This is a genomic window from Chroococcidiopsis sp. CCNUC1, from assembly GCF_023546805.1.
GTDB lineage: Bacteria > Cyanobacteriota > Cyanobacteriia > Cyanobacteriales > Chroococcidiopsidaceae > Chroococcidiopsis > Chroococcidiopsis thermalis.
Map to the genome: position 1 here is coordinate 108,634 of NZ_CP097480.1, position 24,929 is coordinate 133,562.

The window sequence follows — 24,929 nt, forward strand, 5'->3', positions numbered from 1 at the left end:
CTGATAGATTATAAACAAATATAAACATTTCTCAGATAGGACAATATTCATGCGTCTAATCCTCATGACTGGTAAAGGAGGAGTTGGGAAAACCTCTGTGGCGGCGGCTACTGGACTGCGCTGCGCCGAACTCGGCTATCGCACGCTGGTTCTCAGCACTGACCCCGCACACTCCCTAGCAGATAGCTTTGACTTAGAATTAGGACACGAACCTCGCCTAGTGCGCCAAAATCTCTGGGGTGCAGAATTAGACGCGCTGCTGGAATTAGAAGGAAACTGGGGTGCAGTCAAACGCTATATCACCCAAGTCTTACAAGCAAGAGGATTAGATGGAGTCCAAGCTGAAGAATTAGCTATTCTACCAGGCATGGATGAAATTTTCGGTCTGGTGCGGATGAAACGCCACTACGATGAAGGCGAATACGATGTCTTAATTATCGATTCTGCGCCTACGGGTACGGCTTTAAGGTTGCTTAGCTTACCTGAAGTCAGTGGATGGTATATGCGCCGCTTTTACAAGCCATTACAAAAAATGTCTGTAGCGCTTAGACCTTTGGTAGAGCCTTTATTTAAACCTATTGCAGGTTTTTCGCTTCCAGATAAAGAAGTGATGGATGCTCCCTATGAATTTTACGAGCAAATTGAGGCATTGGAAAAAGTTTTAACTGACAACACGAAAACTTCCGTGCGCCTAGTCACTAATCCTGAAAAAATGGTGATTAAAGAATCTCTTCGCGCTCATGCCTATCTCAGTTTATATAATGTTTCTACAGATTTAGTCGTTGCCAACCGAATCATTCCCGAACAAGTAACCGATCCTTTCTTCCAAAAGTGGAAAGAAAATCAACAGCAATATCGTCAGGAAATTCACGAAAACTTTCGTCCTTTACCCGTCAAGGAAGTGCCACTATATTCCGAGGAAATGTGCGGTTTAGCAGCTTTAGAAAGACTGAAAGAAACATTATATCAAGAAGAAGATCCTGCTCAAGTTTATTACAAAGAAACTACGCTCAAAGTCGTACAAGAGCAAAATCAGTACAGTTTAGAACTGTATTTGCCGGGGATTCCCAAAGATAAAATTCAGTTGAGTAAAACAGGGGATGAATTGAACATCACCATCGGCAACCATCGCCGTAATTTGGTTTTACCGCAAGCTTTAGCTGCATTACAACCATCTGGAGCAAAGATGGACGAGGATTATCTCAAAATTCGTTTTGCCGATATTGCTAAGGTTTAGTACATTTCATTAACGTAGGGGCGCACAGCTGTGCGCCCCTACTAATTTCTGATCTGTACGGGCATAATCAAATAAGTCATCTGCAACCCACCAATGGGAGTCAAAACCACTGGAGTGACTGCCGTATTGAGATGCATTTCGATTTCCCCTGAAGGTAATGCTTTGACTCCATCCATCAAATAAGCAATATTAAAAGCAATATCAAGATTGCCCCCACCAGAAATTTCAGCAGGCAAAAATTCTTTTCCGCTACCTACATCTTGCGCATCAACTGATAAGGCTAATTCTTGTTTGTCAGTATCAATATGAAACTTGACAATATTATTTTTCTGGTCGGCAATAATCGCAATTCGTTCTAATGCACCCAGTAATTGTTTGCGATCGATCGCAATTTGGCGCTCGAATTGACGTGGAATTAACTGACGATAGGCGGGATACTGACCTTCTAAGGTGCGACACGTCAGTCGCTGCTCCGACCATTCAAACACGATTTGACCGCGATCGCAATTTAAGGCAATTGGTTCGCTGGCTTGTAGCTTACCCAGCATCCGTTCCAGTTCTCGAAACGCTTTAGCAGGTACGGTAACTTCAAGCTGTCTTGTCTCTTCTCCGTCTGAAGTGTCATTGGCAGTTTGCACGACTGCCAAGCGATGACCGTCTGTTGCCGCAAATTCTAGCGTGTCTTGTTGGACGGTTAAATGCAGTCCCTTCAAAATCTGCTTGCTTTCATCAGCACTCGTCGCAAATAACGAACCCTTCAACCCCTCCATCAAAGCGTCTGCTGGTAAATGCACGAATTCACCCTTCTCCAAAACGGGTAATTCTGGAAATTCTTCCACACCCATACCGCGTATTTGGTAGCGTCCATGCTGAGAGGCGATCGCCGCAATAAATGGGACTTCTCCTTCCTCTTCTTCCAGCGTAATTTCTCCTTCTGGAAGCCTTGCCACAATATCATTTAACAACTTAGCAGGCAAAGTCATCGCACCGCTTGATATCACTGTAGCAGCAAACGTGGTGCGGATTCCCAGTTCGAGATCGAAAGCTGTCAAGCTTACCTGCTGCGTATCTGCGTCGGCTTGCAGCAATACGTTAGCCAAAACCGGATGAGTCGGACGCGAGGGGACGGCGCGACTGACAAGAGAAAGGTTTGTACTAAGGTCGTTTTGAGTACAGACGAGTTTCATGGACGGCTAACAGATGGCACTGGGCTAGGACAGATTTGCTCCAGAATAGACATAGTATCACTCTTGTCAAGGTTGTTGTCAGGATGAACCAATAAACTTCTGTGCGAATAGATCCGACTTAAAGATATATTTTTTTTATTAGTAGTAGTAGGTGCTGTGGAAACTGTGAAAAAAAATGGCTCTTGCTGTTTCTGTGGCGATCCTAGAGATTAAAACTTGTGGAAAACTTGTGGAAAAAAGCCTTAAGTTTTCCACAGGGTATTTATACTTACTGTAAATTTTCCACGTAAAATCAATAGTTTTCCACAAATTGTCCCCGGGTTTTCCACAGAAAACCCGAAGTTTTCCACAGGCAGAACTGAATCTTAATTTTTATTTATACTCGCTTTAAGCTTGAGTTGTAGAGAGCGATCGCGATCGCCAACTCAATTAGCTAAAGCTCCAACAAGCCTAATTCGACTTACTGGCTGTCAGCTTAGTACTTTTGATTTTACTATGCTTGATGATAATATATTAAATTTTCCAAATTCATCTGTTCTATTTGAATTTAGTTCAAATCGTACTGGGATTAGAGCTGTAAAATCGTCTATAGTGAAATATCTCACCTCTGTTTAAGTTTGCCCGTGCAAAGCTTCCTACCGATCGCCTACTTTCAAAATCAGTTTGTTCCGTTTGGCGAGGCTAAGATCTCCATTGCTACCCATGCCTTACACTACGGAACGGGAGCCTTAGGTGGTTTACGCGGAATTCCCCACCCGCAGGATTCCCAGAGAATTTTGCTGTTTCGGCTCGATCGCCACTGCCAGAGATTGAGTCATAGTGCTAGATTTTTGCATTACGATTTACCAGCGGACAAAATTCAAAGCGTCATCGTTGAATTTGTCAAACGCAATCAGCCCACAGCATCTTTCTACATTCGTCCTTTTGTTTACACCTCTGGCTTAGGAATCGCACCGCGATTGCATTCGATCGAAAAGGATCTTTTTGTTTACGGATTAGAGTTACAAGACTATTTATCTGCTGAAGGTGTTAGCTGTCGTATCAGCTCTTGGTATCGACAAGAAGATCGCAGTATGCCACTACGGGGTAAAATAAGTGCTGCTTACATCACTTCTGCTTTAGCAAAAACAGAAGCAGCTGAATCGGGTTTTGATGAGGCAATTTTATTGAATTCTCAAGGCAAAGTGAGCGAAGCTTCGGGAATGAATATATTCATTGTCAGAAACGAAAGACTGATTACTCCAGGTTTCGACCAAGATATTTTAGAAGGCATTACTAGAGATAGCGTCATTAAGATTGCCAAAGATCTAGGAATTGAAACAATAGAAAGACCAGTGGATCGAACCGAACTTTTGATTGCTGATGAAGTCTTTTTATGCGGTACAGCAGCTAAAATTGTTCCAGTAAAAAGATTAGAAAATTATCAATTATCGCCGCAAAATACAATTACACGAAAGCTGCAAGAAAAACTGATTGCTATTACCGAAGGTAGAGAACCAAAATATCAAGATTGGGTATATTCGATCGCAATTAGTTAAATAAAGAGTAGTGAGATCGTGAGTTTAACAGAAGATATTCTGACTCAATTACCAGGCGATGTTTTGAGTGGCTTACGACAAGCAGATCGCTTGCTCGCGTCGATGAGAACGGATACGACAGCCGTACCGACAGTCGTGACTCAAAGCGAAACTCTTTTGGAAACCGTTGACTGGGATGTCGTGATTTGCGGTGGTACGCTAGGAATTTTAATTGGCAGCGCTTTGGTACAGCGGGGATGGCGAGTCGCTTTGCTCGAACGCGGAATTTTAAGAGGTAGACAGCAAGAGTGGAATATTTCTCGGCAAGAATTGTCAGTTTTTTTGCGGCTGAATTTATTAACTGAAGCGGAATTAGAACAAGCGATCGCTACTGAGTATAACCCCGCCCGCGTTAGCTTTCATAATAGTGGCGAAAATTGGGGCGGCGAAATCTGGGTTAAAGACGTACTCAATCTGGGTGTAAATCCAATTTATTTGCTAGAAACCTTAAAGCAAAAATTTCTAGCAGCAGGTGGCGTGTTATTGGAAAATACTCCCTTTGTGAGTGCGATCGTTCATCCTAATGGCGTGCTTGTGGAAACGGGAGCAGGGAGCGCTTCGGTGCAGGAAGCAGGAGAGAAGAAAGCTGAGGAGCAATTACCAATTACCAATTACCAATTACCAATTACCAATTACCAATTACCAATTACAACTCGCCTCCTCATCGATGCAATGGGGCATTTGTCCCCGATGACACAACAAGCACGTCAGGGACAAAAACCCGATAGTATTTGTTTAGTCGTTGGTAGTTGCGCTCAAGGGTTTCCTCAGAACCAAACTGGCGATTTGATTGCCACTTTCACACCGATTCAAAATCGCTGTCAGTATTTCTGGGAGGCTTTTCCAGCTAGAGATGGTAGAACGACGTATTTATTTACCTACATGGATGCTAGTCCAGACCATTTGGGTTTAGAAGCGTTATTTGAAGAATATTTGCGATTGCTGCCACAGTATCAGGCTGTAAATTTAGATAAGCTGCATTTTCAACGAGCCTTATTTGGCTTTTTTCCTGCCTATCGCCAAAGTCCTTTACGCACTCCTTGGAATCGGATTTTACCGGTAGGAGATAGTAGTGGCAATCAATCACCGCTAAGCTTTGGGGGGTTTGGAGCAATGGTACGCCATTTAGAACGTCTAACGCTTGGCATTCATGCAGCACTTTCTAGCGAGCAGTTATCGGCATCGTCTCTGTCGTTACTAGCTCCCTATCAACCAAATCTCAGCGTTACGTGGTTGTTTCAAAAAGCGATGAGGGCTGATGTTAGGGAAACTATTCCGCCCGATCGCATTAATCGGTTGCTAGCAGTTGTATTTCTCACCATGCAACAGTTGGGCGATCGCGTTCTCAGACCGTTTCTCCAAGACGTAGTACAGTTTTTGCCCCTGACACAAACTTTGTTCAAAACTGCGATCGCTCATCCTTTGTTAATCGCCCAAATTATCCCTCACGTTGGCTTAGGGGCTTTAATAGATTGGACGATCCATTACACTAACCTTGGAATCTATTCAGTCTTATCTAAATTCAGTCCCATTATCCAACCTTGGCTAAAAAACCTACCCACACCACAACAATACAAATACCACCGCTGGATTGACGCTTGGCGCTACGGATCTGGCGAAGATTAGCGTGTTGTCGATTGTTAATAGTTAATCGGATCGATCGCCAATATTAACAATTAACTATTAGCCATTAACCATTAACATAATCAGGCATCTGCCACAAACGCAAGACTGGTTCGATCGCTTCTCCAATGCGATCGGCAACGTAGCGTACTGTTTGTGCTTCTTTGTTGGTGAAGTGTCGCGGGTGCAAGCTGCCAATATGGAATACACCAACGACTCGATTGCTAGCAAATAAAGGAACGCCTAGCATAGAATGCAGTCCCTTTTGCCGCAGTACGGGACTGTAGACTTCTATTGTCGATAGATCGTCAACAATTGTTAACTCCGGTTGAGCTGCAATTTTACCCGCGAACCCCTGTCCGACTGGAATTCTGACTCCAGTTTCGATTTCTTCTTCCAAGCCCAAAGTTGCATGAACTGCTAGCTGTTCTCCGTTTTCTGTTTGTAATAAGACTGCGACAGTATCAACTTCTAGGATGTGGCGAATGCATTCCAAGGTTGCTTGGAGTAAATTTTCTAGTGGTCTATGGGCAAGTTCGTTTTTGCTTGCAGCGCGATCGCGGGATGGATTTGTTGAAACGCGATCGCCTTGAGCGACCGGGTTGTATTCGTGTTGGTGAGTCACTTTTTCTTGAACTTGCAGGCGGTTGGCAATTGCTTTAGCTGGTACGCCCACGGCAACCGAGTAAGGGGGGAGATCTTTGGTTACAACCGCACCAGCACCGATAACGCTACCCTTACCGATCGTGACCCCATCTAAAACTTTCACGCCATAACCCAACCAGCAATCGTCGCCAATTTCAATTCCCTTTTTCGTCACTCCTTGATCGCGAATCCTTTGTAAGGGGTCTGCAAAAATATGATTGTTAGCCACTATGCCACTGTGAGCAGCAATCATGCAGTCCTTGCCAATTCTGACATTCCCTGGACCAGCGATACAGGAGTAGGGACCGACGAACGTGCCATCACCAATTTCAATCGTGCAGTTATCTCCCGCACAAGTAATATCAGCACCTCGATCTATAGCAACGCGATCGCCCAGCAAAATTTGACAATTATCATTCCAAGCGTTCAGCTTGACGTTGCCAAATAAATAAACCTCGTCACCAAGCTCGATCTTTTCAGCACTGAGAAACTCTACTCCCTCTTGAATAAAAACTTTTTTACCCATGTGCCGCAAGATCAGCGGGTAGAATTTTCGGCGTGCAGCAGTACCCATAGCGAGCTTAGGCAAGGAGCCTACTGTAGTGGTAATTATTAGCTCTCTTAAGCGTATCAACTTCCTTCGGGAACTTTGTTGATTCATCGAGAAACTCCAAATCGACCTAGATTTTAGAAATAAAATGTTAAGTACATTGATATCGGTTAGTTAATTTATGGTATAATTAACAACCTTATGCTTTTTGCTTTACTTTTACTTTGGATTCCTGAAAAACCCGACTTTCTCTAGTCGAACTATTAAGGTTCTATATATTAGCTAATTTGTCTATTGATTTTATATTGGTAACAATTATACATATTACTGTTATTCTATATTTTTTTTATTTTAGCAAGACTTTTAAAAGCTGCTAAACTGCTTGCTCCTGATTCCTCTTACCTTTTTAGATACTGGCGATCGCGGCAACTGAGCGAGAGTCAGATATGTATCAAGCTAACTATGACTTTAGGAATACATTAATACTTACAACTGCGTCTTTTCTAATTCGCGATTAGGGTATTAATACTTATTATTTCTTAATATTAGGTTTACCGTTCTTATTTTACATATAACTTGAGAAAAACAACATTCACGAATGAGTGCAGCCATAGCTTAGATAATAATACTTATAGAATAATCTCTATAAATTTGTTAAACACTATTCCTTCAGAAAGGTTTCTATGAAATAAATATCTGATGTTTGAAAGAAGAAATGAAAGTAATAGCGTGAAAGACAACAGAGAGTGTCAAAACTATTTTTAATCATCGCAAGTTATTTTGGTTGCCGAGCACCGATTGCTGATACCTGAGAAGGGCGAATTTCGAGCGAAGATGTATTGCTCAGGCTGTCAATCTATTCGCCAAACCCACCCCTACGGTCACTGTTCCCTGCTCCCGGCTCCCTGCTCTCTGCTCCCGGCTTCCTGCTCTTTGTAGTAAAGTTTATACCAGTCAACAAAGCGTTGAATCCCTTCTGATAAAGGTGTAGTAGGTTTGAATCCTACATCGTGAATTAAATCGTCTACATCGGCGTAAGTACAAGGAACGTCACCGGGTTGCATCGGTAACATTTGCGTGCGAGCTGTTTTTCCCAAAGCGGTCTCAATTGTCTGAATAAACTCATTCAGTTCTACCGGACTATTATTACCAATGTTGTAAATTTTATATGGAGCTTGGTTTTCAGGTATTGCACTACTGCCGTTTGGTTGAGAACACATTTGAGGTGGACGCAGCATAACTCGCATTACGCCTTCTACAACATCATCAATATAGGTGAAGTCGCGTTTCATCTTGCCATAGTTGTAGACTTCAATTGGCTTGCCTGCTTCAATCGCCTGGACAAATTTAAAATAAGCCATATCCGGTCTTCCCCAAGGACCGTAAACGGTAAAAAAACGCAATCCGGTAGTCGGTAAATTGTAGAGATGGCTGTAGACGTGGGCGATCAGTTCGTTGGCTTTTTTGGTAGCAGCGTAGAGAGACACGGGGCGATCGACGCGATCGCTAACTGAGAAAGGTATTTTGGTATTTGCACCGTAAACAGAACTGGAAGACGCAAAGACTAAGTGTTTGACCTGACTGTGACGACAGCCTTCCAGCAGGTTAACAAACCCGGAAAGATTACTATCAGAGTAGGCAAAGGGATTTTGTAGAGAATAACGAACCCCTGCTTGGGCTGCTAAATTGACGACATAATCGAATTTATTGTATTGAAACAATTCTAAAAGGCGATCGCGTTCTGCTAAGTCCAATTTTTGAAATGCAAACCCGGGATGGGGTTGAAGCTGCGCTAAGCGGTCGTGCTTGAGTTTGACATCGTAGTAGTTGTTGAGGTTGTCTATGCCATAGACTCCTATCCCCTCTTGAAGCAACCGTTGTGCTAAATGATAACCGATAAATCCGGCAACTCCAGTCACTAATACGTGCATGTTTTCATATCCTTCGCTAGCATTGTGGACGAGATTTTAGGCGATCGCTCGCACTAAATATTTTTGCTACCAGTGACAAGCCAAACCTCAGTACAAATGGTAGTTGAACCGTTCGGTTTGGGGTTGGAGTCAGACCATTTCTCATCATAGAGGAGCGATCGCGTCTCACGGTTCGGATTTGGCATAATCTCTTTCTTCGACGCATTAATTCTTTACAAGTGCCTGCTTTAACTGTAGTAAGTCTTGTTAGTTTACTCCTTAGAGATTCTGGAATATTCCTTCTTGTTTATACGTTTGTCAAGCCCCTTATGGAGGGATTTTAGCGTTCTGAGGTGATAATCTGAAAAAAAGTCATGTTTAGCAGTTATTATGTAAACTAATGCCAAATATTAAGAACTATTAAGTTTTTCTAGAACTATCATAAATTTCGATCGATGCAAGAAAAACGCAGCGAGAGTAGAGCCTCTCCCAAGGTTAAATCAAATTTCTCGGCTGCCAGAGGGTTCTTTTGGGCAGCACGTACCCGTATTCTCTTATGGTATCTGCTGACAATTGGTTTCATTTTTGTAGTTTCCATCCCTGCGTTTCGCCAAGTGCTTTACGAGCGCGTCAACCAGCGTGTCAATCGGGAACTGACGGAGAAGATGGAAATATTTACTCAATTAATTGATGCAGAAACCGAAGCAAGCGATCGCGAAGATGAAGAAGTGACGGCTGCTGTCAATTTGCTCAAACAAGCAGACATGCGTTTGACAAAACCCCCCGCGACAGAGGATGAGTTAGAAGAATTTTTTGATGCTTTTCTCGGTCGCCAGCTATCGGAAGACGACACCTTCTTGATCGCGATCGTGGATGGAGAATTTCGTAAATCTAGTCCGAGAGCTAGACCCAAAGTACTTGCTGCTGATTCTAAGCTAATTCAATACTGGGGAAGACTGACTCAATCAGAGCAAGGTGAGAAGGAATTTCCTACAGAACCGAATATTGATAGCGTTCTTTACACAGCCAAACCTGTTTGGATTGACGGCGAAATTGCAGGTGTATTTGTAGTTGCTCATACTACCGCTGGCGAACGAGCTGAAGTTGTAGAAGCCGTGTTAGCAATCGTTCAAGTCAGTGCTGTGGTGCTAATTCTGGCTTTGCTAATAGCTTGGGTTGCTTCTCGGGGGTTTTGGCTCCTCTGCGCCTCATACTCCAAACAACTCGTAAAATCAGCGAGTCCGATCTCAATCAACGCATTTCCGTAGAAGGAAAGGGAGAACTGGCGGAGTTAGCAACTACCTTTAATGAAATGATGGATAGATTGCAAGCCGCTTTTACTAGCCAGCAAGAGTTTATTAACGATGCGGGACACGAACTACGAACGCCAATCGCGATCGTGCGCGGACATTTAGAATTAATGGGCGACAACCCCGAAGAAATCGGGGAAACTCGGGCGCTAGTGCTAGATGAGCTAGATCGCATGAGTCGATTTGTCAACGACATGATTTTACTAACAAAAGCAGAACGCCCGGACTTTTTACGCTGGGAAACTGTCGAGCTTCAATCTTTTACAGAGGAATTATTTGCTAAAGCACAAGCACTAGCCCAGCGTAACTGGCAATTCGACAGTACAGCTCAAGGTCAGACGATCGCCGATCGCCAGCGTTTGACTCAGGCAGTGATGAACTTAATTCAAAACGCCATTCAGCACACAAAAGAGAATGACATAATTGGTATTGGCTCGGCAATTAGTAAAAGTAGAATTAGTTTTTGGGTACGTGACACGGGCGAAGGGATCGCACTTATAGATCAAAAAAGGATTTTTGAACGCTTTGCTCGTGCTGCTAATAGTCGCCGCCGATCTGAAGGCGCTGGGTTGGGATTATCAATCGTCCAAGCAATTGTAGAGGCACATGGTGGACGAATCTTACTCAAAAGTGATATTGGTGCTGGTGCTAGATTTACGATTGTCATACCTCTGAAGCGATCGCCAGAGAAAAAAGGTCATGCCGAACGAGTTGGTTGACGATTAAATCAAAGTAGAAAGGCGATCGGCAAGTTCAGAGATGAAAAGTTTCTCATTTCAATTTCATCACAATCTCATCTTTAACTGTCAAAATAATTGGCAAGAGAATAATTGCTGAAATGATTGAGAGTTTGCTGGGTTGTTCTATTACTTTTTCTAAAAGATAGGATTAAGCAAACAGAAGACAGATAAATAAAATATTTATCAATAAAAGATTTATCTTTTATGACGTTTATTTTTAGTCTGTTATTATCCGTATAGATAGTTCTGTCATCATATAACAATGAGGCGCTTAGGTTGTGGCAGTAGGGCGATCGCTAGCTAAGATTTGCAAGGATTTCTATGCAAGATTAGCGAAATCGTTTTCTTCAGCATTTACTTTATTCATTGACCACCTTGAAATAGGTACACCACAAGGTTATGAGCCAAATTTTGATTGTGGAAGACGAAGCTCGTCTAGCTGCTTTTGTTAAGAAAGGACTGGGCAAAAGTGGTTTCGATACTCTAGTAGCAACTGATGGAGAACAGGCGATTGAATTGGCTCAAACTAGTCAACCCGATCTATTGTTACTCGACCTTGGTTTACCAATTAAAAATGGTTGGCAGGTCATGCAAGAATTACGTAGCAAGGGAGAAGTGCTACCAATTGTCATTATGACTGCTCGTGACGATAATCAATGTAAGGCAGCTGCTTTGCAAGCTGGTGCAAATGATTACATTACTAAGCCTTTCCTCTTCAAAGACTTATTAGGATGTATACAGGCACAGTTGGAAATCGCTTGCAAACCAACAATACTCAAATAACATTTTTAGCATTTGTAGGGGCGCACAGATTTGCACCCCTTGCACTACATGAGATCCCCCAAACCACCTTATCAAGCTAGGGGGGATCTTTTTTGTCGTAGTCAAAGAGTAAATTGGTATGAGATGTTTTCTGAATGGCTTTGTAGAGATGAGTTGCATCTCTACAATTATGTATGCAAACGAATGATAGCAATTCTCGATTGCGTGCGTGACATTTGTAGGAGCGCACAGAGAAAGCGCCCCTACAGATCGTGTGTTTTACCCAATCGAAAACCGCTATGAGGTGGAGTGAAAGAGAGACTTATGGCGAAAATGAGAGATTTCTCATGAGAAATCTCTCATTAAACATTCATTATCAATTCATCACTGACTGCAAAGATATATGTAGATAGAAGACAAATCATTAGTGACGAACTGCGATCGCCAGTCAATTTTTCACAACCAACCACACAAAAAGGATATCAGTCATGCGACTGCTGGTTTATTCCCACGACGCATTTGGACTTGGCAATATTCGCAGAATGTTAGCAATTTGCGAACACCTATTAAGCGAAATTCCTGACCTTTCAATTTTATTACTTTCTGGTTCGCCCATGCTTCAGGGCTTTCGATTACCAAAAGGACTTGATTATATTAAGTTACCTTGTCTAAATCGCGGTGAAACTGGTGAAATTGCTGTCAAATATTTAGGAATGGGTGTGGAAGAGATAGTTAAGCTGCGATCGGAATTGATCTTGTCAGCAACAATTATTTTTCAACCAGACATCTTTTTAGTAGATAAGAAACCTTATGGACTCAAAAATGAATTACGGGGTACGCTCAATTATCTAAAAACAACATTACCAGAGACTAAATTAGTACTGTTATTACGAGATATTCTTGACTGTCCTGAAAAAACAATTGCAGAGTGGCAAAAAAGCGATTTCTATACGGCAATAGACAAGTTTTACCATCAAGTACAAATAGTTGGAACGCCAGAAGTTTTTGACACGGTACGAGAATATAGATTTCCACCTAAAATTGTCGAGAAAGTACGCTACTGTGGCTATCTGCACCGTCAACCGGGACAAAAGAGTCGAACTTGCATTCGACAAGAATTAAAAGTTTCGCAGCGAGAACGCTTAATTCTAGTGACTCCTGGAGGTGGAGAGGATGGCTATGAGTTAGTAGATAATTATTTGTCAGCCTTAGCACTATTACCAGCAAAGTATCGCATTAAAAGTTTGGTAATTTGCGGTCCTGAAATGCCTAAAGCGCAAAAGCAACTCGTCGAACAAGCAGCAGAAAATAACTCTCAAGTTCGAGTTGGAGAATTTACAGATGATTTAATGAGCTATATAAATGCCGCAGATGTTGTGGTATCTATGGCTGGATACAATACTGTTTGTGAAATTTTATCGGCTAGAAAGCCATCTGTCATTATTCCGCGTAGTAAGCCGTCTCAAGAACAGTCAATTAGAGCCGAGAGAATGGCAAGCTTAGGGTTAATTAAGACACTCATACCTGGTAAGGGAGATTTTAGCTCCATCACTTTAATGAATCTACTTCTAAGTCAGTTAGAAGGACGAAAAAAGCCAGACTTTAACTTAGATATGAATGGTTTAGTTCGAGTGAAAGATTATTTACTTCAACTCATGTCTCAAAAAGTCTGCGAACATCAATTGAACCAAATTTATCAAAAATATACTTCTTTACCCACTTTAGCGAGCGATCGCTCAGCGGTCTAGATAGTTTTTATTGTAGCAATTCTGAGCTAGTTATGAAAAAAATTATGTTTTACTGTCAATATCTGAGTGGTATGGGACATTTAGTTCGTAGCTCAGAAATTGTGCAAAGCTTAGCAAAATATTTTCAAGTTTACTTTATTGTTGGTGGTCCTCAAATTCCAGGTTTTGAGCTACCAACACAAGTAGAAGTTATTCGATTACCTGCACTATGGCTGGAAGAGGGAAAATTCACAGTTGGGAGTAGTCCATTTACCGTTGAGGAAGTGAAAGCAGCTAGGAAAAATATCTTAATTGCAGAGTGCGATCGCATTCAACCTGATTGTTTGATTACAGAGTTTTTTCCTTTTGGTAGACACAAGCTACTCTTCGAGCTAATTCCTTTAGTCGAACATCTAAAAAAAATAAGTCCTAAAACCAAAATTGTTTCCAGCTTGCGCGACGTTATCGGGAAAGAAAGCGATCCTGAAGAAGAGGAAACAATTTGCAATTTAATGAATCGATATTTCGATTTACTACTATTTCATGCCGATTCTCGCTTCCAAACTTTTTCGGATAGTTTTGCGAGACATCAAGAAATTCTTGCTGAAGTTATCCATACAGGATTTGTAACTCAACTGCCGAAATTTACTTCTACACCTTTTGAGAAATTATGGAGTGAAGTTAGTTTGGATACTGTCAAAATTGTAGCAAGTATAGGTGGTGGTAGAATCGGTTATGAAGTGCTAGAAGCGCTGATTAAATCGAGTGCGATATTGAGTCGAAAACTACCACATGTTATGAAGATATTTACTGGATCGTTTATGCCAGTAGAGAAGGTAAAACAGTTAAAAAAATTGGCAGGCGATCGCGACAATATTCAAATTGAAACTTATACCACACAACTGCTTGAATACATGCAGACCGCAGATATTTCTGTTAGTCTTGGCGGTTACAACACCACAATGAATATACTGAGTACGGGTGTCCGTGCCATTATAGTTCCCATCGGTCACGAGCATGTAGATAAAGAACAATTACACAGAACGCAAAAATTAGAACAATTGGGAATTGTCAACAGTATTCATCCTCAAGACTTGTCGCCTCTAGTTTTATCTGAAAAAATCGGCGATTGCTTATCTAAAAAAACATCAAACAATTCAAGGATTTTCGATCTTCAAGGAGCTGATAACACAGCCAACTTTCTAAAAAGGTTTCTCAATTCTCAGACTGCTGCTTTGAGTCTTGTTTAATTTCTACTGGTTTAACCTACCTTCTGCTGCTCTACTTCCTTACACGCACCACGCACCAAGTAACACTAATTAAAGGAGAACTACTAAATGGGTCAGCGCCCCAAAGAAAAAGATTTAAGAGGAGTGATACCAGGTCTTCTGCGGATTTTGAGAAAGTTTTCCCCCTATATCCGCAAACAAAGATTCACAATTGGTGGTGCTTTTTTCGCTTTATTAATAGAGACTGGTCTACGGCTACTAGAACCTTGGCCCTTAAAATATGTTTTTGATAATATTCTAATTCCTGCTCATAATAACTCTACGAACATTCCTAACAGCTTTGGATTCAATCCAGTCATGCTGTTGACTTTATCAGCCCTAGCAATAGTTGGTATTACTGGACTGGGTAGTATGGCAGCATATTTGAGTACCTATGGTATGTCTTTGGCTGTTGTGGAGATATTGTCTGAGGTACGCGGTCGAGTTTTCGATCGCTTGCAGCGTCTCTCTCTTTCCTTTCACCAACAACATAAAAGCGGCGACTTAATTACTCGGGTCACGGCTGATATTGAAAAAATGCGGTTGGTGACGATCAAAACTGCTCTACCTTTATTGACCAACATTATCTCTTTACTAGGAATGTTGGCAATTATGTATTGGCTGAACTGGGAATTAGCCTTAGTCGCAACAGCAATATTCCCACTCCTAACCCTGCTCACGAGTAAAACAATCGGTCGTATTCGTAGTTTCGCCAAACAACATCGCGATTCTGAAGGTGTTTTAGCAGCAACGACGGGTGAAACCATTGGCGCGATTAAAGTCGTACAAGTTCTCTCTTTACAGGAGATGCTACATAGCATTTTCGCAGCGCAGAATCAGAAAAGTTTAGATGAGGCGATCGAATCTTTAAAACTTTCAGCAGCACTAGAAAGAACGGTGCAAGTGCTAATGGCAGTCATTATCGCCGCAGTCTTATGGCGTGGTTCCCATGTGGTTTTGCATAAAGGGCTTACTCCTGGCGAATTATTAGTATTTATGACTTATTTAAAAAATGCTTTTGAACCAATGCGAAAACTTTCCACTCAAGTCGGGCAGATTGCTAAAGCGACGGCTTCTGGTGAAAGGGTGGTGGAGTTATTGGACTACGAACCCAACGTGCGCGATTTACCAGGGGCAAAAAAAGCACATCCTTTCTTTGGGGCAATCCGGTTTGAAAATGTCTCTTTTGGCTACAGTACAGGTAAGGAAATATTAAAAAATATTAGCTTTGCCGTTCAGCCAGGGCAACAAGTAGCGGTGGTGGGTCCTTCTGGAAGTGGTAAATCGACTCTTCTGAGTTTAATTCTCCGTCTGTATGACCCCGATTCCGGTCGGATTTTAATTGACAGTCAAGATTTACGCGAATACACCCTAGATTCGCTGCGGCAGCAAATTAGCGTAGTTTTGCAAGATAGCGTTTTGTTTGCAGTTAGCGTACAAGAAAATATTGCCTATGGGAAACTAGGATCTTCTCGCAAAGAAGTAGAACAAGCCGCCCGTCTTGCCAATGCTCATGAATTTATCATGCAACTGCCCCAGGGCTACGAAACAGTTTTGGGCGAACGGGGTGGGACGCTATCGGGCGGACAACGACAAAGAATTGCGATCGCCCGTGCGGCGATCCGTCAAGCACCAATTGTGATTCTAGACGAACCAACTACAGGTTTAGACAGTGCCAGCGAACAAATCGTCAACGCAGCCTTAGAAAAACTCACGGAGGGGCAGACGACATTTACAATCTCCCACAATCTCAGGGCAGTGCAACACGCAGATATCATCCTCTACCTTGAAGGGGGCAGCATTTTAGAACAGGGGACGCATAGCGAACTCATGCGTCTGGGCGGACATTATGCCACCTTGTACCAGATGCAAAGCATTATTGACAGCGAGCAAACAGGAGATACTTATGCGATCGAAGCATGAGGAAGATCGAGCAACCCGCGTTATCTTAGTACGCCACGGGCAGAGTACTTACAATGCCCTTGGTCTCTATCAAGGTAGCAGCGACGAGTCAGTATTAACTGAAGTAGGGCGCAGCGACGCGCGTTTAACTGGCGATTTTCTCAAAGGAGTGGTATTTGATGCCATCTACTCCAGTTCCTTAAAACGGGCGCAAGAAACTGCCCGAGAAATTATAAAAGTCACCTCCCCCCATACCCAATTAAGGGTAACGAACAAGTTACGCGAAACCGATCTTCCGGCGTGGCAAGGATTAGCTTTTCAATACGTGCGCGAAAACTTCGCCCAGGAATATCGCCTTTGGAAACAACACCCCCATGAGTTTTGGATGGAATTCTCTGGAAGTGTGGAGAGACAAGGGGGACAAGGGAGACAAGGGGGACAAGGGGACAAGGGGGAACTCGGGAACCCCACGACCGAAGGGAGTGGGGATTAGGGGGACAAGGGAGACAAGGGGGACAAGGGAGACAAGGGAGACAAGGGGGACAAGGGAGCAGTGTAGCGCCAGCATTGACTGTCAACTGTCAACTGTCTTCACGCAGTGTAGCCTCAGCGTTGATTGTCAACCAACAACCAACAACTAACAGCCAACAACTTGACAAATTCTTTCCCGCCCTAGATTTATATCAAAGGGTACGAGAGTTTTGGCAAGAAATATTACCGCGCCATAGGGGACAAACTGTTTTACTAGTGACTCATGGCGGAACCAACCGCGCTTTAATAAGTACAGCTTTAGGAATTACACCCGATCGCTATCATTGCATTCAGCAGTCTAATTGCGGTATCAGCGTTCTCAATTTTCCTGATGGTTCTCTGGAGTCAGGGCAATTGGAAGCAATGAATTTAAATACTCATGTAGGAGAACACTTACCCAAGCCTCAAGAAGGGGGTAAAGGTTTACGGCTGTTGCTCGTACCTTCTGGGACAAATGCAGCACAAACTCAAAACATAGCTAGGTTTCTCAAACAAGTGCGAATTGACTTTAGCCTCAATAGCATACTTGACTCTTACCACATTACGGTGCAACAAATTCTGCAACACCATCCAGAAACAGTACAGTTTGAGGTATTGCGAGAAGATATTCCCGAAGCTTGGCAAGCAGTCATTGGTAGAAGAAGTATCGCTAATTCCCAGCAGTTGACGACTGGTTTAGTTATGGCAAGCGAAGAAACGATCGCTCGTTTAATTGGTCATGTTTTTAATATGAATTCGGATGTTTCGGAACGAATATCAGTCAAAAAAGGAATGGTAAGTTGTCTGCAATATCCGGGCGATCGCCATCCACCAATTTTACAAGCAATGAATATTCTAACTACTCAAAACGACTCGAGCCATAAATCAGATGTAGGGTGGGCAATACCCACACAGATATTTTCTTAGTCGGGTTAAAATGCCTGATTCACAAATGACCAATGACCAATGACTAATGACCGATAACACAACTATGAAAATCGCATTCATTGTTTGGCGCTTTCCAATTTTATCAGAAGCCTTTATTTTAAATCAAATTACTGGCTTAATCGATCGCGGTCATGATGTCCGCATTCATCCAATTAATGGATTGCCTAAAAACTATACGGGTAAGATACATCCTGTGGTTGAAGAATACCAGTTAATGAAGCGTACTTATTTTCCGCCAACAGTGCCAGAGAAGTTGTTTCCTCGTTTGATTAAAGGGTTAGGTTTATTTCTGAAGAATCTGAATCGAGGTTCTTGGAAAACATTACAATTTTTTCAGCCTGGTAAATATGATGCAGAAGTCGCAACGTTAAAATCTTTTTACAGAACTGTCGCGTTACTTCAAGATGGATCGTATGACATTATTCATTGTCAATTCGGTACGCTAGCGCCAATTGCTCTTGCTTATCGCGACGCTAATATTATTCAAGGTAAGTTAATTACCACATTTCGCGGCATTGATATTAGTAAATACGTTCAAGAAAACGGTGTTGATGTCTACAATAGGCTCTTTAGAGAAGGTGAGTTTTTCTTGGCAAATTGCGAATTCTTTCGCGATCGCGCGATCGGTTTAGGCTGCGATCCAACGAGAATTATCGTTCATGGTTCGGGATTGGATTGTAGTAAATTTACTTTTAAGCCGCGTTATTTTCCCACTAACGGAAAAATTAAAATTGTCACAACAGGACGCTTGGTTGAAAAGAAAGGAATAGAATATGGTATTCGTGCCATTGCTAAGTTAGTCAAAACCTACTCGAATCTTGAATACAATATTATTGGTGACGGTGACCTAAAAGCCTACTTCGAGCAATTAATTAGCGAATTAAATGTCAGTCATGTCGTTAAATTACTAGGTTGGAAGCAGCAAAAAGAAATTATCGAAATTCTCAATGATTGCCATATTTTTATGGCTCCTAGTGTCACGGCATCTGACGGCAATCAGGATGCACCAGTCAATACATTAAAAGAAGCAATGGCAATGGGTTTGCCTGTTATTAGTACTAGACATGGTGGCATTCCCGAATTAGTTCAAAATGGCATATCTGGATTCTTGGTTCCAGAGCGCGATGCTGACGCGATCGCCACAAAACTCGAATTTCTGATCGAACATCCTGAAGTTTGGCAAAGTATGGGGAAAGCTGGTCGAGAGCAGGTAGAAGCGAAATACGATATGAACAAATTGAACGATGAGTTAGTGGCAATTTACAAGCAAATGTTAGATGAAAAATCAAATCGAAAAAAATCAATTCAGAACCTTCAAAAACTAATGCAGGTTTAGAGAAAGATTTTTACAAAAGAAAATTTTACTAAATATGAAAATCGCATTTTTTGTCGCTCGGTTTCCTGTTCTATCAGAGCCATTTATTCTAAATCAAATTGTTGGCGCAATCCAGCGCGGTCATGAAGTTGATATTTATTCCTTGGATGGCGCTCCCAAAGATCTATCTAAAGTGCATCCTTTAGTCGAACAATATCAACTATTAGAACGAACTTTTTACGCACCCACTCGACCGGAAAATGAGCTATGGCGTTGGCTGAAAGGGTTGAGTTTACTAGCAATTAATTGCTACAAAAACCCTTTGGTGTGTTTACAATTATTGAATACTTCTCGATATTTGAGTCAAGCAAAATCGCTGAAGCTACTTTATCGCGCTATCCCATTTCTTAATAAGAAATCCTACGATATCATTCACTGTCAATTTAGTACTTTGGGTGTATTTGGCGTGTGGTTTCGTCAACTCGGATTAATTGAAGGGAAATTAATCTCTACATTTCGAGGTGCAGATATTAGTAAATTCTTACCCAAGTGGGGCGATCGCGTTTATCAAGAAGTCTTTCAAGAAACAGATTTCTTCTTGGCTAACTGTGAATTTTTTAAAAATAAGGCAGTTGCTTTAGGATGCGATTCAGACAAAATTCACGTCCACGGTTCGGGAATTGATTGTAGTAAGTTTGCTTACAAACCTCGATTTTTTCCTACTGATGGCAAAGTGAAAATTGTGACGACTGGACGTTTGGTAGAAAAGAAAGGAATTGAGTATGCGATCGCCGCAGTTGCTAAAGTCGCTCAAACTTATCCAAATATCGAATACTACATCATTGGCGATGGAGAACTAAAAGCAGAATTAGAGCAACTAATTACTGGATTGAATGCCGAGCGTGCTATCAAATTATTAGGCTGGAAGCAACAGAAAGAAATTGTAGAAATTCTCGATACTTGTCATATTTTTCTCGCTCCTAGCGTGACCGGAGCTGATGGTAATCAAGATGCACCAGTCAATACATTAAAAGAAGCAATGGCAATGGGTTTACCTGTTATTAGTACTAGACATGGTGGCATTCCCGAATTAGTGGAAGATGGCGTATCTGGGTTTTTAGTTCCAGAACGAGATGTTGAAGCGATCGCCACAAAACTTGAATTTCTGATCGAACATTCTGAAGTTTGGCAAAGTATGGGGAAAACTGGTCGAGCGCAGGTAGAAGCAAAATATGATATGGACAAGCTAAACGATGAATTAATTGAAATTTATCAACAAGTATTAGATTCAAAACTCCCCCAACACTCTTTGACAGATCGAAGTTTATTATTAACAGCAAATCATTAATACGGAGGAATCGATCGTAATGAAACCTATAGTGACAATCGTTGTCGTACCTCGCGAGCGCTTTAGCTGCACTCAAGCATCTTTAGAAAGCATTTACGCACACACAGATTTTCCTTTCAAGTTAATTTATGTTGATGGAAATTCTCCAGTCAAAGTACGACGATATCTAGAAGCTCAAGCTCAAGAAAAACGTTTTGACATTATTCGCACGAATTACTATCTTTCTCCCAATCACGCACGTAATATTGGTTTGAGTCGTGTCGATACTAAGTATTTGGTTTTTGTTGATAACGATGTCATAGTTTCTCCAGGCTGGTTAACAGCTTTAGTTAATTGCGCTGAGGAAACAGAAGCAACTGTAGTTGGTCCTTTAATGTGCGAAAAACAACCTATCCACCAAAGGGTTCACTTTGCGGGTGGAGAAAGTCGTGTTGTTACTGACGTGAAAGGTAGACGACATCTACGCGAAAAAATGTACAAACAAGGACATAACGCGGTAGAATTGCGTCCTCAATTGAAACGAACTCAAACTGAATTAGCAGAATTTCATTGCACCTTAGTCCGCAGAGAAATATTCGATCGCATTGGCTATCTTGACGAAGCTATGCTCAACACCAAAGAACACCTCGACTTTTGTATGACTGTGGCGCAAGCGGGAGGTACAGTTTATTTTGAACCAGATAGCTTAGTCACATACGTACCGGGTCCACCTCTAGAATGGACGGATTTGCATTTTTATATGCTGCGTTGGAGTGACGCTTGGACTCTAGGCAGCTTACAACGCCTACGCGAAAAGTGGAATTTATCAGAAGACGGTTATTTCCAAACCAAGTATAAAAAATTGGGAGTCAGACGCATTGCCACAATTATTAAACCCTTCGTGCGTCAGGTAAGTTTTGGATTTGAGAATAAGCCGTTGAAGCGAACCATGAAAAAACTCGACCGGAAATTCAACCGTTATCTGAGCGATCGCTATGCCAAAATGTTGCCACAACGCAAACTGGAGCTACCACCAATTCAGAAAGTAACAACGCCAGAGTTGGCTAAAGCGTGAATAAAATTGGGTAATTGGTAATTGCTAATTGGTAGTTGGTAGTTGCGTGGCTTAATTGCGACTTGCGACTTGCGATTTGCGACTTGAAATTGCTCCCTGCTCCCTAACACTAACTCACGCCTGAAAAATTACTGAAAGATTATTAGCTGGCATGGTATAGGTTCTAAGTAGGGAAAGATTTTCGCTGCGTGCGACTGCGACAACATCATCCAAATCGCGCACGCCCCATTCTGGATTTTGCGCCTGTAAACTTTCATCAAAATTAGCATTGCTGGGCGCAGTATGCCGACCCCCCTGCTTGAAGGGTCCATACAAATACAAAATACCCCCTGGTGGCAAAATTCGCCTTGCTCCTGCCATTAATCCCAGACAAGCCGACCAAGGGGCAATGTGAATCATGTTAATGTTGGCGATCGCCACAATCGGATCGCGTTGAAAATCTATATCATGTAAAGATTCTGGCAGTTCGTCCCTTTCTACCACCCAAACCGGATCGCTAGCATCTAACGCCAGCGGCGGATATAAATTATCTGTCGGACAAGATTCTCGCCATGCTGCAATGCTCTCTCGTGCTAAGGGATTTGGATCGGACGGAATCCAATTACGCGGGTGAAGGTGAGGGGCAAAATAAACTGCATGTTCTCCCGTACCGCTGGAAACCTCTAACACCGTACCTGTAGAAGGCAAAACTTGCAGCAGCACTTCCAGAATCGGCTTGCGGTTGCGTTGGGTAGCAGGAGCGTACTGTCGTCGGCTACTTGAATCGTTCATAAATTGTTCGTGCAGGTTATGGGGCGATCGCTAACATTAATTATTTCAGCATGACTTTCAGCATGACTTTCAGCATGACATTTGTGCCAACAGTGCCGTACCATAAGCCGCCTCTGCTTGCGCTGACTGCGCCACAGGCACGCCTAAATGTCTAGCGCGAATTTGACTCCAAATCGCATTTTTCGCCCCACCTCCAGCCGTGTAGACGCATCTCAAGGAGGTTGCGCCGAGCTGCTGCAATAATTGATATCCCCGTGCTTCGATCCGTGCCATACTCTCCAATAATCCGTGCAGAAACTCAACCGGATTTTCTGGACGAGGTTCTAGTCGCGGTGGCAAATGAGGATCGTTAATTGGGAAGCGATCGCCTGCTTTGAGCAAAGGATAGTAATCTAGGGGACTTTCGTAATTAGGATCGATCTCACCGCTCAGTGTTTCTAACTCTGCATCTGTAAAAAAGTGCCGCAACACAGCTCCACCAGTATTAGAAGCCCCACCAGCCAACCACAAATCGCCTAGTCGATGGCTGTAAACTCCAGAGCGAGCATCTTCCACCCGCGTCCGACTGAGTAATTTGAGTACCAAGGTCGAACCCAATGATGTCACTGCTTCTCCAGGGGAGTTCGCCCCGCTAGCCAGAAACGCAGCAATACTATCTGTCGTCCCAGCACGTACCACGCAGCCTTGAGGCAAACCCAACCGCGATCGCACCTCTGCCGTCACCTCTCCTACAGGCGTGCCAGGAGCGAGTATCTGGGGCAAATTTGGCAGTGCAGGCAATTTCAATAACCAATCAGGATAACATAACCGTTCCACGTCATATCCCAACTTCAGAGCGTTATGATAGTCACTCACTCCTAGCTGTCCGTGCAATAGAAAACTCAGCCAGTCAGCTTGGTGTAAGAAATATATTGCCTCTTGTGAGGGAGATAGGAATTGGTCATTGAGTAATCCGTAGTGCGTGGTGGGTGGTGCGTGGTTAATTAATTCCGAATTCCGAATTCCGAATTCCGAATTCTCCCTTGCTTTTTGCCACCACAACAACTTTGCCAAACTGGACGTAGCGCCGATCGCAACGTGATGGGGAGGAGCGATCGCGCGTAACTCGTCCATGACGGCAATGCCGCGATCGTCGTTATAGAGTAGTGGCGTAACAATTGGATTGCCCGTCGCATCACACAGTAGGACGGTGGAAGAAGTCCCGTCAATCGCGATCGCTTCTATTTTCTGCCGTAGTTCTAAGGGCAGTTGCTCTAGTAAGCAAAACAATCCCGTCTCCCATTGAGCGGGTGCAGTTGCTAATTTTGACCCTGTAAAAACATGCTTGGCTTCTGCCAGAGTCTTACCTGCGGCATCAATCGCCACGGCTCTAGCGCCAGAAGTGCCAAAATCTATTCCCAGGGAAATCATCAGTTGTTAGGGAGGAGGGAGCAGGGAATAGTTATCATGACTACCAACTTTTCAACATTCAACAGAATTTTGTGTAGAGTTGTAACAAGCTATTCCCCTGATGAGGAAATTCATTTGAAATTATGAAACTATCTGGTAAGAATACTTTGTGACTAGGAGGCTTTTTAATGAATATATCAGATACTCAAGTTTTCGTTGCCCTCGTAGTAGCGTTACTACCTGGTCTACTAGCTTTTCGGTTAGCTACCGAACTGTATAAGTAGAAATTTAGCTACACTTGTTAACCATCTCATTTTGAAGTAGAGACTACTGGTTAGTTTGTCACCTGACAAACACTCATAGTTCAACTGCTTCCAAGTTGAGTTTTGAGTCAGGGGATCGCTCCTCGACTCAAAACCCCATCTCAAATTATTTAAATCAGTTTGAATCGAGCTTCGATTGCATAACATCTACCAACTAGCAAAACCCCGTTTCGCGATCGCCAGTCAGTTACTCTACAAAGATCGACTGTTGACATCCAAGCGTCCTCTCTACTGATTTACCGTATATTCACGAGTTTTAATTGTGCGACGACCGAAAGTATAGCTACGTTTGCGTAAAACTACGGTTGGGAGCCAGAGCAGAGTGAGAGTAAGGTTTTGGGGATTCTTTGTATCAAAATAAACAAACAGCACAATCTACAGACTGTATAAGACTAGTTGTTTCATCGCCCCTTTTGAGCAATTATGAACGCCATTCAACCGTCTAGACCACCTCTACAGCCACAAAAGACTCATCGCCAGGAGCGCCGTAGAAAGACCGTACAGCGCCAGCAACGCCATCCTAATCGCACGTTAGTCTTAGAAAATACGGCAAAATTATTTGCCAACTGTGCCATTTCTGCTATAACGCTGTACGGTTTGGTACAGTTAGCACCCTATCTATGGTCGCAGCAGCAAAAATCAAATGCAATTAATACCGAAGTCAAGCAGATAGAACAGCGCGTCGGTCATTTGCGTCAAGACCTCAACCGCTACTTCGATCCCCGTCAAAGCCATTCTTTGATGAAAGAGCAAAATAATTTAATCGAACCAGGACAGCGCCAAGTCTACTTCCTCGACAAATCTAGATAGCAATTAGCGACCGGCAATTAGCA

Annotated in this window: 20 protein-coding genes and 1 pseudogene; 15 read left to right on the top strand and 6 right to left on the bottom strand. The window is 42.7% G+C overall.

The genetic code is table 11. The features are described from left to right. The first annotated feature begins 49 nt into the window (after positions 1-49). Positions 50-1,237 (top strand): TRC40/GET3/ArsA family transport-energizing ATPase, encoded by a 1,188-nt coding sequence (locus tag M5J74_RS00505; RefSeq protein WP_015152200.1) that lies wholly within the window; start codon positions 50-52, stop codon positions 1,235-1,237. Between the two features lie 41 nt (positions 1,238-1,278). Here the strand turns inward: M5J74_RS00505 and dnaN are convergent, their stop codons facing one another. Beyond that, complete coding sequence (dnaN, locus tag M5J74_RS00510) at positions 1,279-2,424, bottom strand: DNA polymerase III subunit beta (protein WP_106166171.1); 1,146 nt, start codon at positions 2,422-2,424, stop codon at positions 1,279-1,281. A 623-nt stretch (positions 2,425-3,047) separates the two neighbouring features. On the opposite strand from dnaN, the gene M5J74_RS00515 reads away from it, so the two are divergent. Together M5J74_RS00515 and M5J74_RS00520 are read left to right on the top strand one after the other, a co-directional pair. Then, the gene (locus M5J74_RS00515) at positions 3,048-3,962 is read left to right on the top strand and encodes a branched-chain amino acid transaminase (RefSeq protein ID WP_106166172.1); all 915 of its coding nucleotides are present in this window, start codon (positions 3,048-3,050) and stop codon (positions 3,960-3,962) included. 18 nt (positions 3,963-3,980) lie between these two features. Continuing rightward, positions 3,981-5,627, top strand: a complete 1,647-nt coding sequence (locus tag M5J74_RS00520) for an FAD-dependent oxidoreductase (RefSeq protein WP_106218560.1) — start codon at positions 3,981-3,983, stop codon at positions 5,625-5,627. Positions 5,628-5,691: 64 nt separating this feature from the next. Here the strand turns inward: M5J74_RS00520 and M5J74_RS33070 are convergent, their stop codons facing one another. From M5J74_RS33070 to M5J74_RS32420, 3 genes are all read right to left on the bottom strand, one after another. Continuing rightward, positions 5,692-6,858: a GAF domain-containing protein gene (locus M5J74_RS33070; RefSeq protein ID WP_199755474.1), complete on the bottom strand. Its 1,167-nt coding sequence runs from the start codon at positions 6,856-6,858 to the stop codon at positions 5,692-5,694. Between the two features lie 842 nt (positions 6,859-7,700). Beyond that, entirely contained in the window at positions 7,701-8,750 is a 1,050-nt protein-coding gene (locus tag M5J74_RS00540; protein ID WP_106218561.1) for an NAD-dependent epimerase, read from the bottom strand. Between the two features lie 53 nt (positions 8,751-8,803). Beyond that, positions 8,804-8,935, bottom strand: a complete 132-nt coding sequence (locus M5J74_RS32420) for a hypothetical protein (RefSeq protein ID WP_256498646.1) — start codon at positions 8,933-8,935, stop codon at positions 8,804-8,806. A gap of 249 nt (positions 8,936-9,184) precedes the next feature. On the opposite strand from M5J74_RS32420, the pseudogene M5J74_RS33190 reads away from it, so the two are divergent. The 10 genes and pseudogenes from M5J74_RS33190 (at position 9,185) to M5J74_RS00595 (ending at position 21,613) form a co-directional block, all read left to right on the top strand. After that, positions 9,185-10,758 (top strand): annotated as a pseudogene (locus tag M5J74_RS33190) (ATP-binding protein). Positions 10,759-11,178: 420 nt separating this feature from the next. Further along, the gene (locus M5J74_RS00555; RefSeq protein WP_015152207.1) at positions 11,179-11,562 is read left to right on the top strand and encodes a response regulator transcription factor; all 384 of its coding nucleotides are present in this window, start codon (positions 11,179-11,181) and stop codon (positions 11,560-11,562) included. A gap of 467 nt (positions 11,563-12,029) precedes the next feature. Beyond that, positions 12,030-13,289 (top strand): glycosyltransferase family protein, encoded by a 1,260-nt coding sequence (locus M5J74_RS00560; protein ID WP_015152208.1) that lies wholly within the window; start codon positions 12,030-12,032, stop codon positions 13,287-13,289. 32 nt (positions 13,290-13,321) lie between these two features. Further along, complete coding sequence (locus M5J74_RS00565) at positions 13,322-14,518, top strand: glycosyltransferase family protein (protein WP_250014905.1); 1,197 nt, start codon at positions 13,322-13,324, stop codon at positions 14,516-14,518. Positions 14,519-14,605: 87 nt separating this feature from the next. Next, positions 14,606-16,459, top strand: a complete 1,854-nt coding sequence (locus tag M5J74_RS00570; RefSeq protein ID WP_250014906.1) for an ABC transporter ATP-binding protein — start codon at positions 14,606-14,608, stop codon at positions 16,457-16,459. Further along, complete coding sequence (locus M5J74_RS00575) at positions 16,443-16,931, top strand: histidine phosphatase family protein (protein ID WP_250014908.1); 489 nt, start codon at positions 16,443-16,445, stop codon at positions 16,929-16,931. Before M5J74_RS00570 ends, M5J74_RS00575 begins: the two co-directional genes overlap by 17 nt. Further along, positions 16,820-17,875, top strand: a complete 1,056-nt coding sequence (locus M5J74_RS00580) for a histidine phosphatase family protein (protein WP_250014910.1) — start codon at positions 16,820-16,822, stop codon at positions 17,873-17,875. Before M5J74_RS00575 ends, M5J74_RS00580 begins: the two co-directional genes overlap by 112 nt. Positions 17,876-17,939: 64 nt before the next feature. Then, positions 17,940-19,232 (top strand): glycosyltransferase, encoded by a 1,293-nt coding sequence (locus M5J74_RS00585; RefSeq protein ID WP_106218838.1) that lies wholly within the window; start codon positions 17,940-17,942, stop codon positions 19,230-19,232. A gap of 34 nt (positions 19,233-19,266) precedes the next feature. Beyond that, positions 19,267-20,559, top strand: a complete 1,293-nt coding sequence (locus M5J74_RS00590; RefSeq protein ID WP_106218839.1) for a glycosyltransferase — start codon at positions 19,267-19,269, stop codon at positions 20,557-20,559. A 19-nt stretch (positions 20,560-20,578) separates the two neighbouring features. Beyond that, a complete protein-coding gene (locus tag M5J74_RS00595; RefSeq protein WP_106168672.1) occupies positions 20,579-21,613 on the top strand; it encodes a glycosyltransferase family 2 protein in 1,035 nt (344 codons plus the stop codon). A gap of 114 nt (positions 21,614-21,727) precedes the next feature. On the opposite strand, the gene M5J74_RS00600 is transcribed toward M5J74_RS00595, so the two are convergent. Continuing rightward, positions 21,728-22,384, bottom strand: a complete 657-nt coding sequence (locus tag M5J74_RS00600) for a DUF938 domain-containing protein (RefSeq protein WP_250014920.1) — start codon at positions 22,382-22,384, stop codon at positions 21,728-21,730. Between the two features lie 69 nt (positions 22,385-22,453). Next, positions 22,454-23,794, bottom strand: coding sequence for an FGGY-family carbohydrate kinase (locus M5J74_RS00605; protein WP_250014929.1), 1,341 nt, complete (start codon positions 23,792-23,794; stop codon positions 22,454-22,456). Between the two features lie 167 nt (positions 23,795-23,961). On the opposite strand from M5J74_RS00605, the gene psaM reads away from it, so the two are divergent. Together psaM and M5J74_RS00615 are read left to right on the top strand one after the other, a co-directional pair. Then, a complete protein-coding gene (psaM, locus tag M5J74_RS00610; RefSeq protein ID WP_015152217.1) occupies positions 23,962-24,057 on the top strand; it encodes a photosystem I reaction center subunit XII in 96 nt (31 codons plus the stop codon). A 462-nt stretch (positions 24,058-24,519) separates the two neighbouring features. Further along, entirely contained in the window at positions 24,520-24,906 is a 387-nt protein-coding gene (locus M5J74_RS00615; protein ID WP_250014931.1) for a hypothetical protein, read from the top strand. The last annotated feature ends 23 nt before the right edge of the window (positions 24,907-24,929 follow it).

What these genes read in the sequence shown, in the direction of transcription:
- psaM (WP_015152217.1), top strand. Translation starts at nt 23,962, where the DNA reads ATGAATATATCAGATACTCAAGTTTTCGTTGCCCTCGTAGTAGCGTTA.
- M5J74_RS00540 (WP_106218561.1), bottom strand. Translation starts at nt 8,750, where the DNA reads ATGCACGTATTAGTGACTGGAGTTGCCGGATTTATCGGTTATCATTTA.
- M5J74_RS00590 (WP_106218839.1), top strand. Translation starts at nt 19,267, where the DNA reads ATGAAAATCGCATTTTTTGTCGCTCGGTTTCCTGTTCTATCAGAGCCA.
- M5J74_RS00615 (WP_250014931.1), top strand. Translation starts at nt 24,520, where the DNA reads ATGAACGCCATTCAACCGTCTAGACCACCTCTACAGCCACAAAAGACT.
- M5J74_RS00560 (WP_015152208.1), top strand. Translation starts at nt 12,030, where the DNA reads ATGCGACTGCTGGTTTATTCCCACGACGCATTTGGACTTGGCAATATT.
- M5J74_RS00575 (WP_250014908.1), top strand. Translation starts at nt 16,443, where the DNA reads ATGCGATCGAAGCATGAGGAAGATCGAGCAACCCGCGTTATCTTAGTA.
- M5J74_RS00605 (WP_250014929.1), bottom strand. Translation starts at nt 23,794, where the DNA reads ATGATTTCCCTGGGAATAGATTTTGGCACTTCTGGCGCTAGAGCCGTG.
- M5J74_RS00570 (WP_250014906.1), top strand. Translation starts at nt 14,606, where the DNA reads ATGGGTCAGCGCCCCAAAGAAAAAGATTTAAGAGGAGTGATACCAGGT.
- M5J74_RS00595 (WP_106168672.1), top strand. Translation starts at nt 20,579, where the DNA reads ATGAAACCTATAGTGACAATCGTTGTCGTACCTCGCGAGCGCTTTAGC.
- M5J74_RS00565 (WP_250014905.1), top strand. Translation starts at nt 13,322, where the DNA reads ATGAAAAAAATTATGTTTTACTGTCAATATCTGAGTGGTATGGGACAT.
- M5J74_RS00555 (WP_015152207.1), top strand. Translation starts at nt 11,179, where the DNA reads ATGAGCCAAATTTTGATTGTGGAAGACGAAGCTCGTCTAGCTGCTTTT.
- dnaN (WP_106166171.1), bottom strand. Translation starts at nt 2,424, where the DNA reads ATGAAACTCGTCTGTACTCAAAACGACCTTAGTACAAACCTTTCTCTT.
- M5J74_RS00600 (WP_250014920.1), bottom strand. Translation starts at nt 22,384, where the DNA reads ATGAACGATTCAAGTAGCCGACGACAGTACGCTCCTGCTACCCAACGC.
- M5J74_RS32420 (WP_256498646.1), bottom strand. Translation starts at nt 8,935, where the DNA reads ATGCCAAATCCGAACCGTGAGACGCGATCGCTCCTCTATGATGAGAAA.
- M5J74_RS00585 (WP_106218838.1), top strand. Translation starts at nt 17,940, where the DNA reads ATGAAAATCGCATTCATTGTTTGGCGCTTTCCAATTTTATCAGAAGCC.
- M5J74_RS00505 (WP_015152200.1), top strand. Translation starts at nt 50, where the DNA reads ATGCGTCTAATCCTCATGACTGGTAAAGGAGGAGTTGGGAAAACCTCT.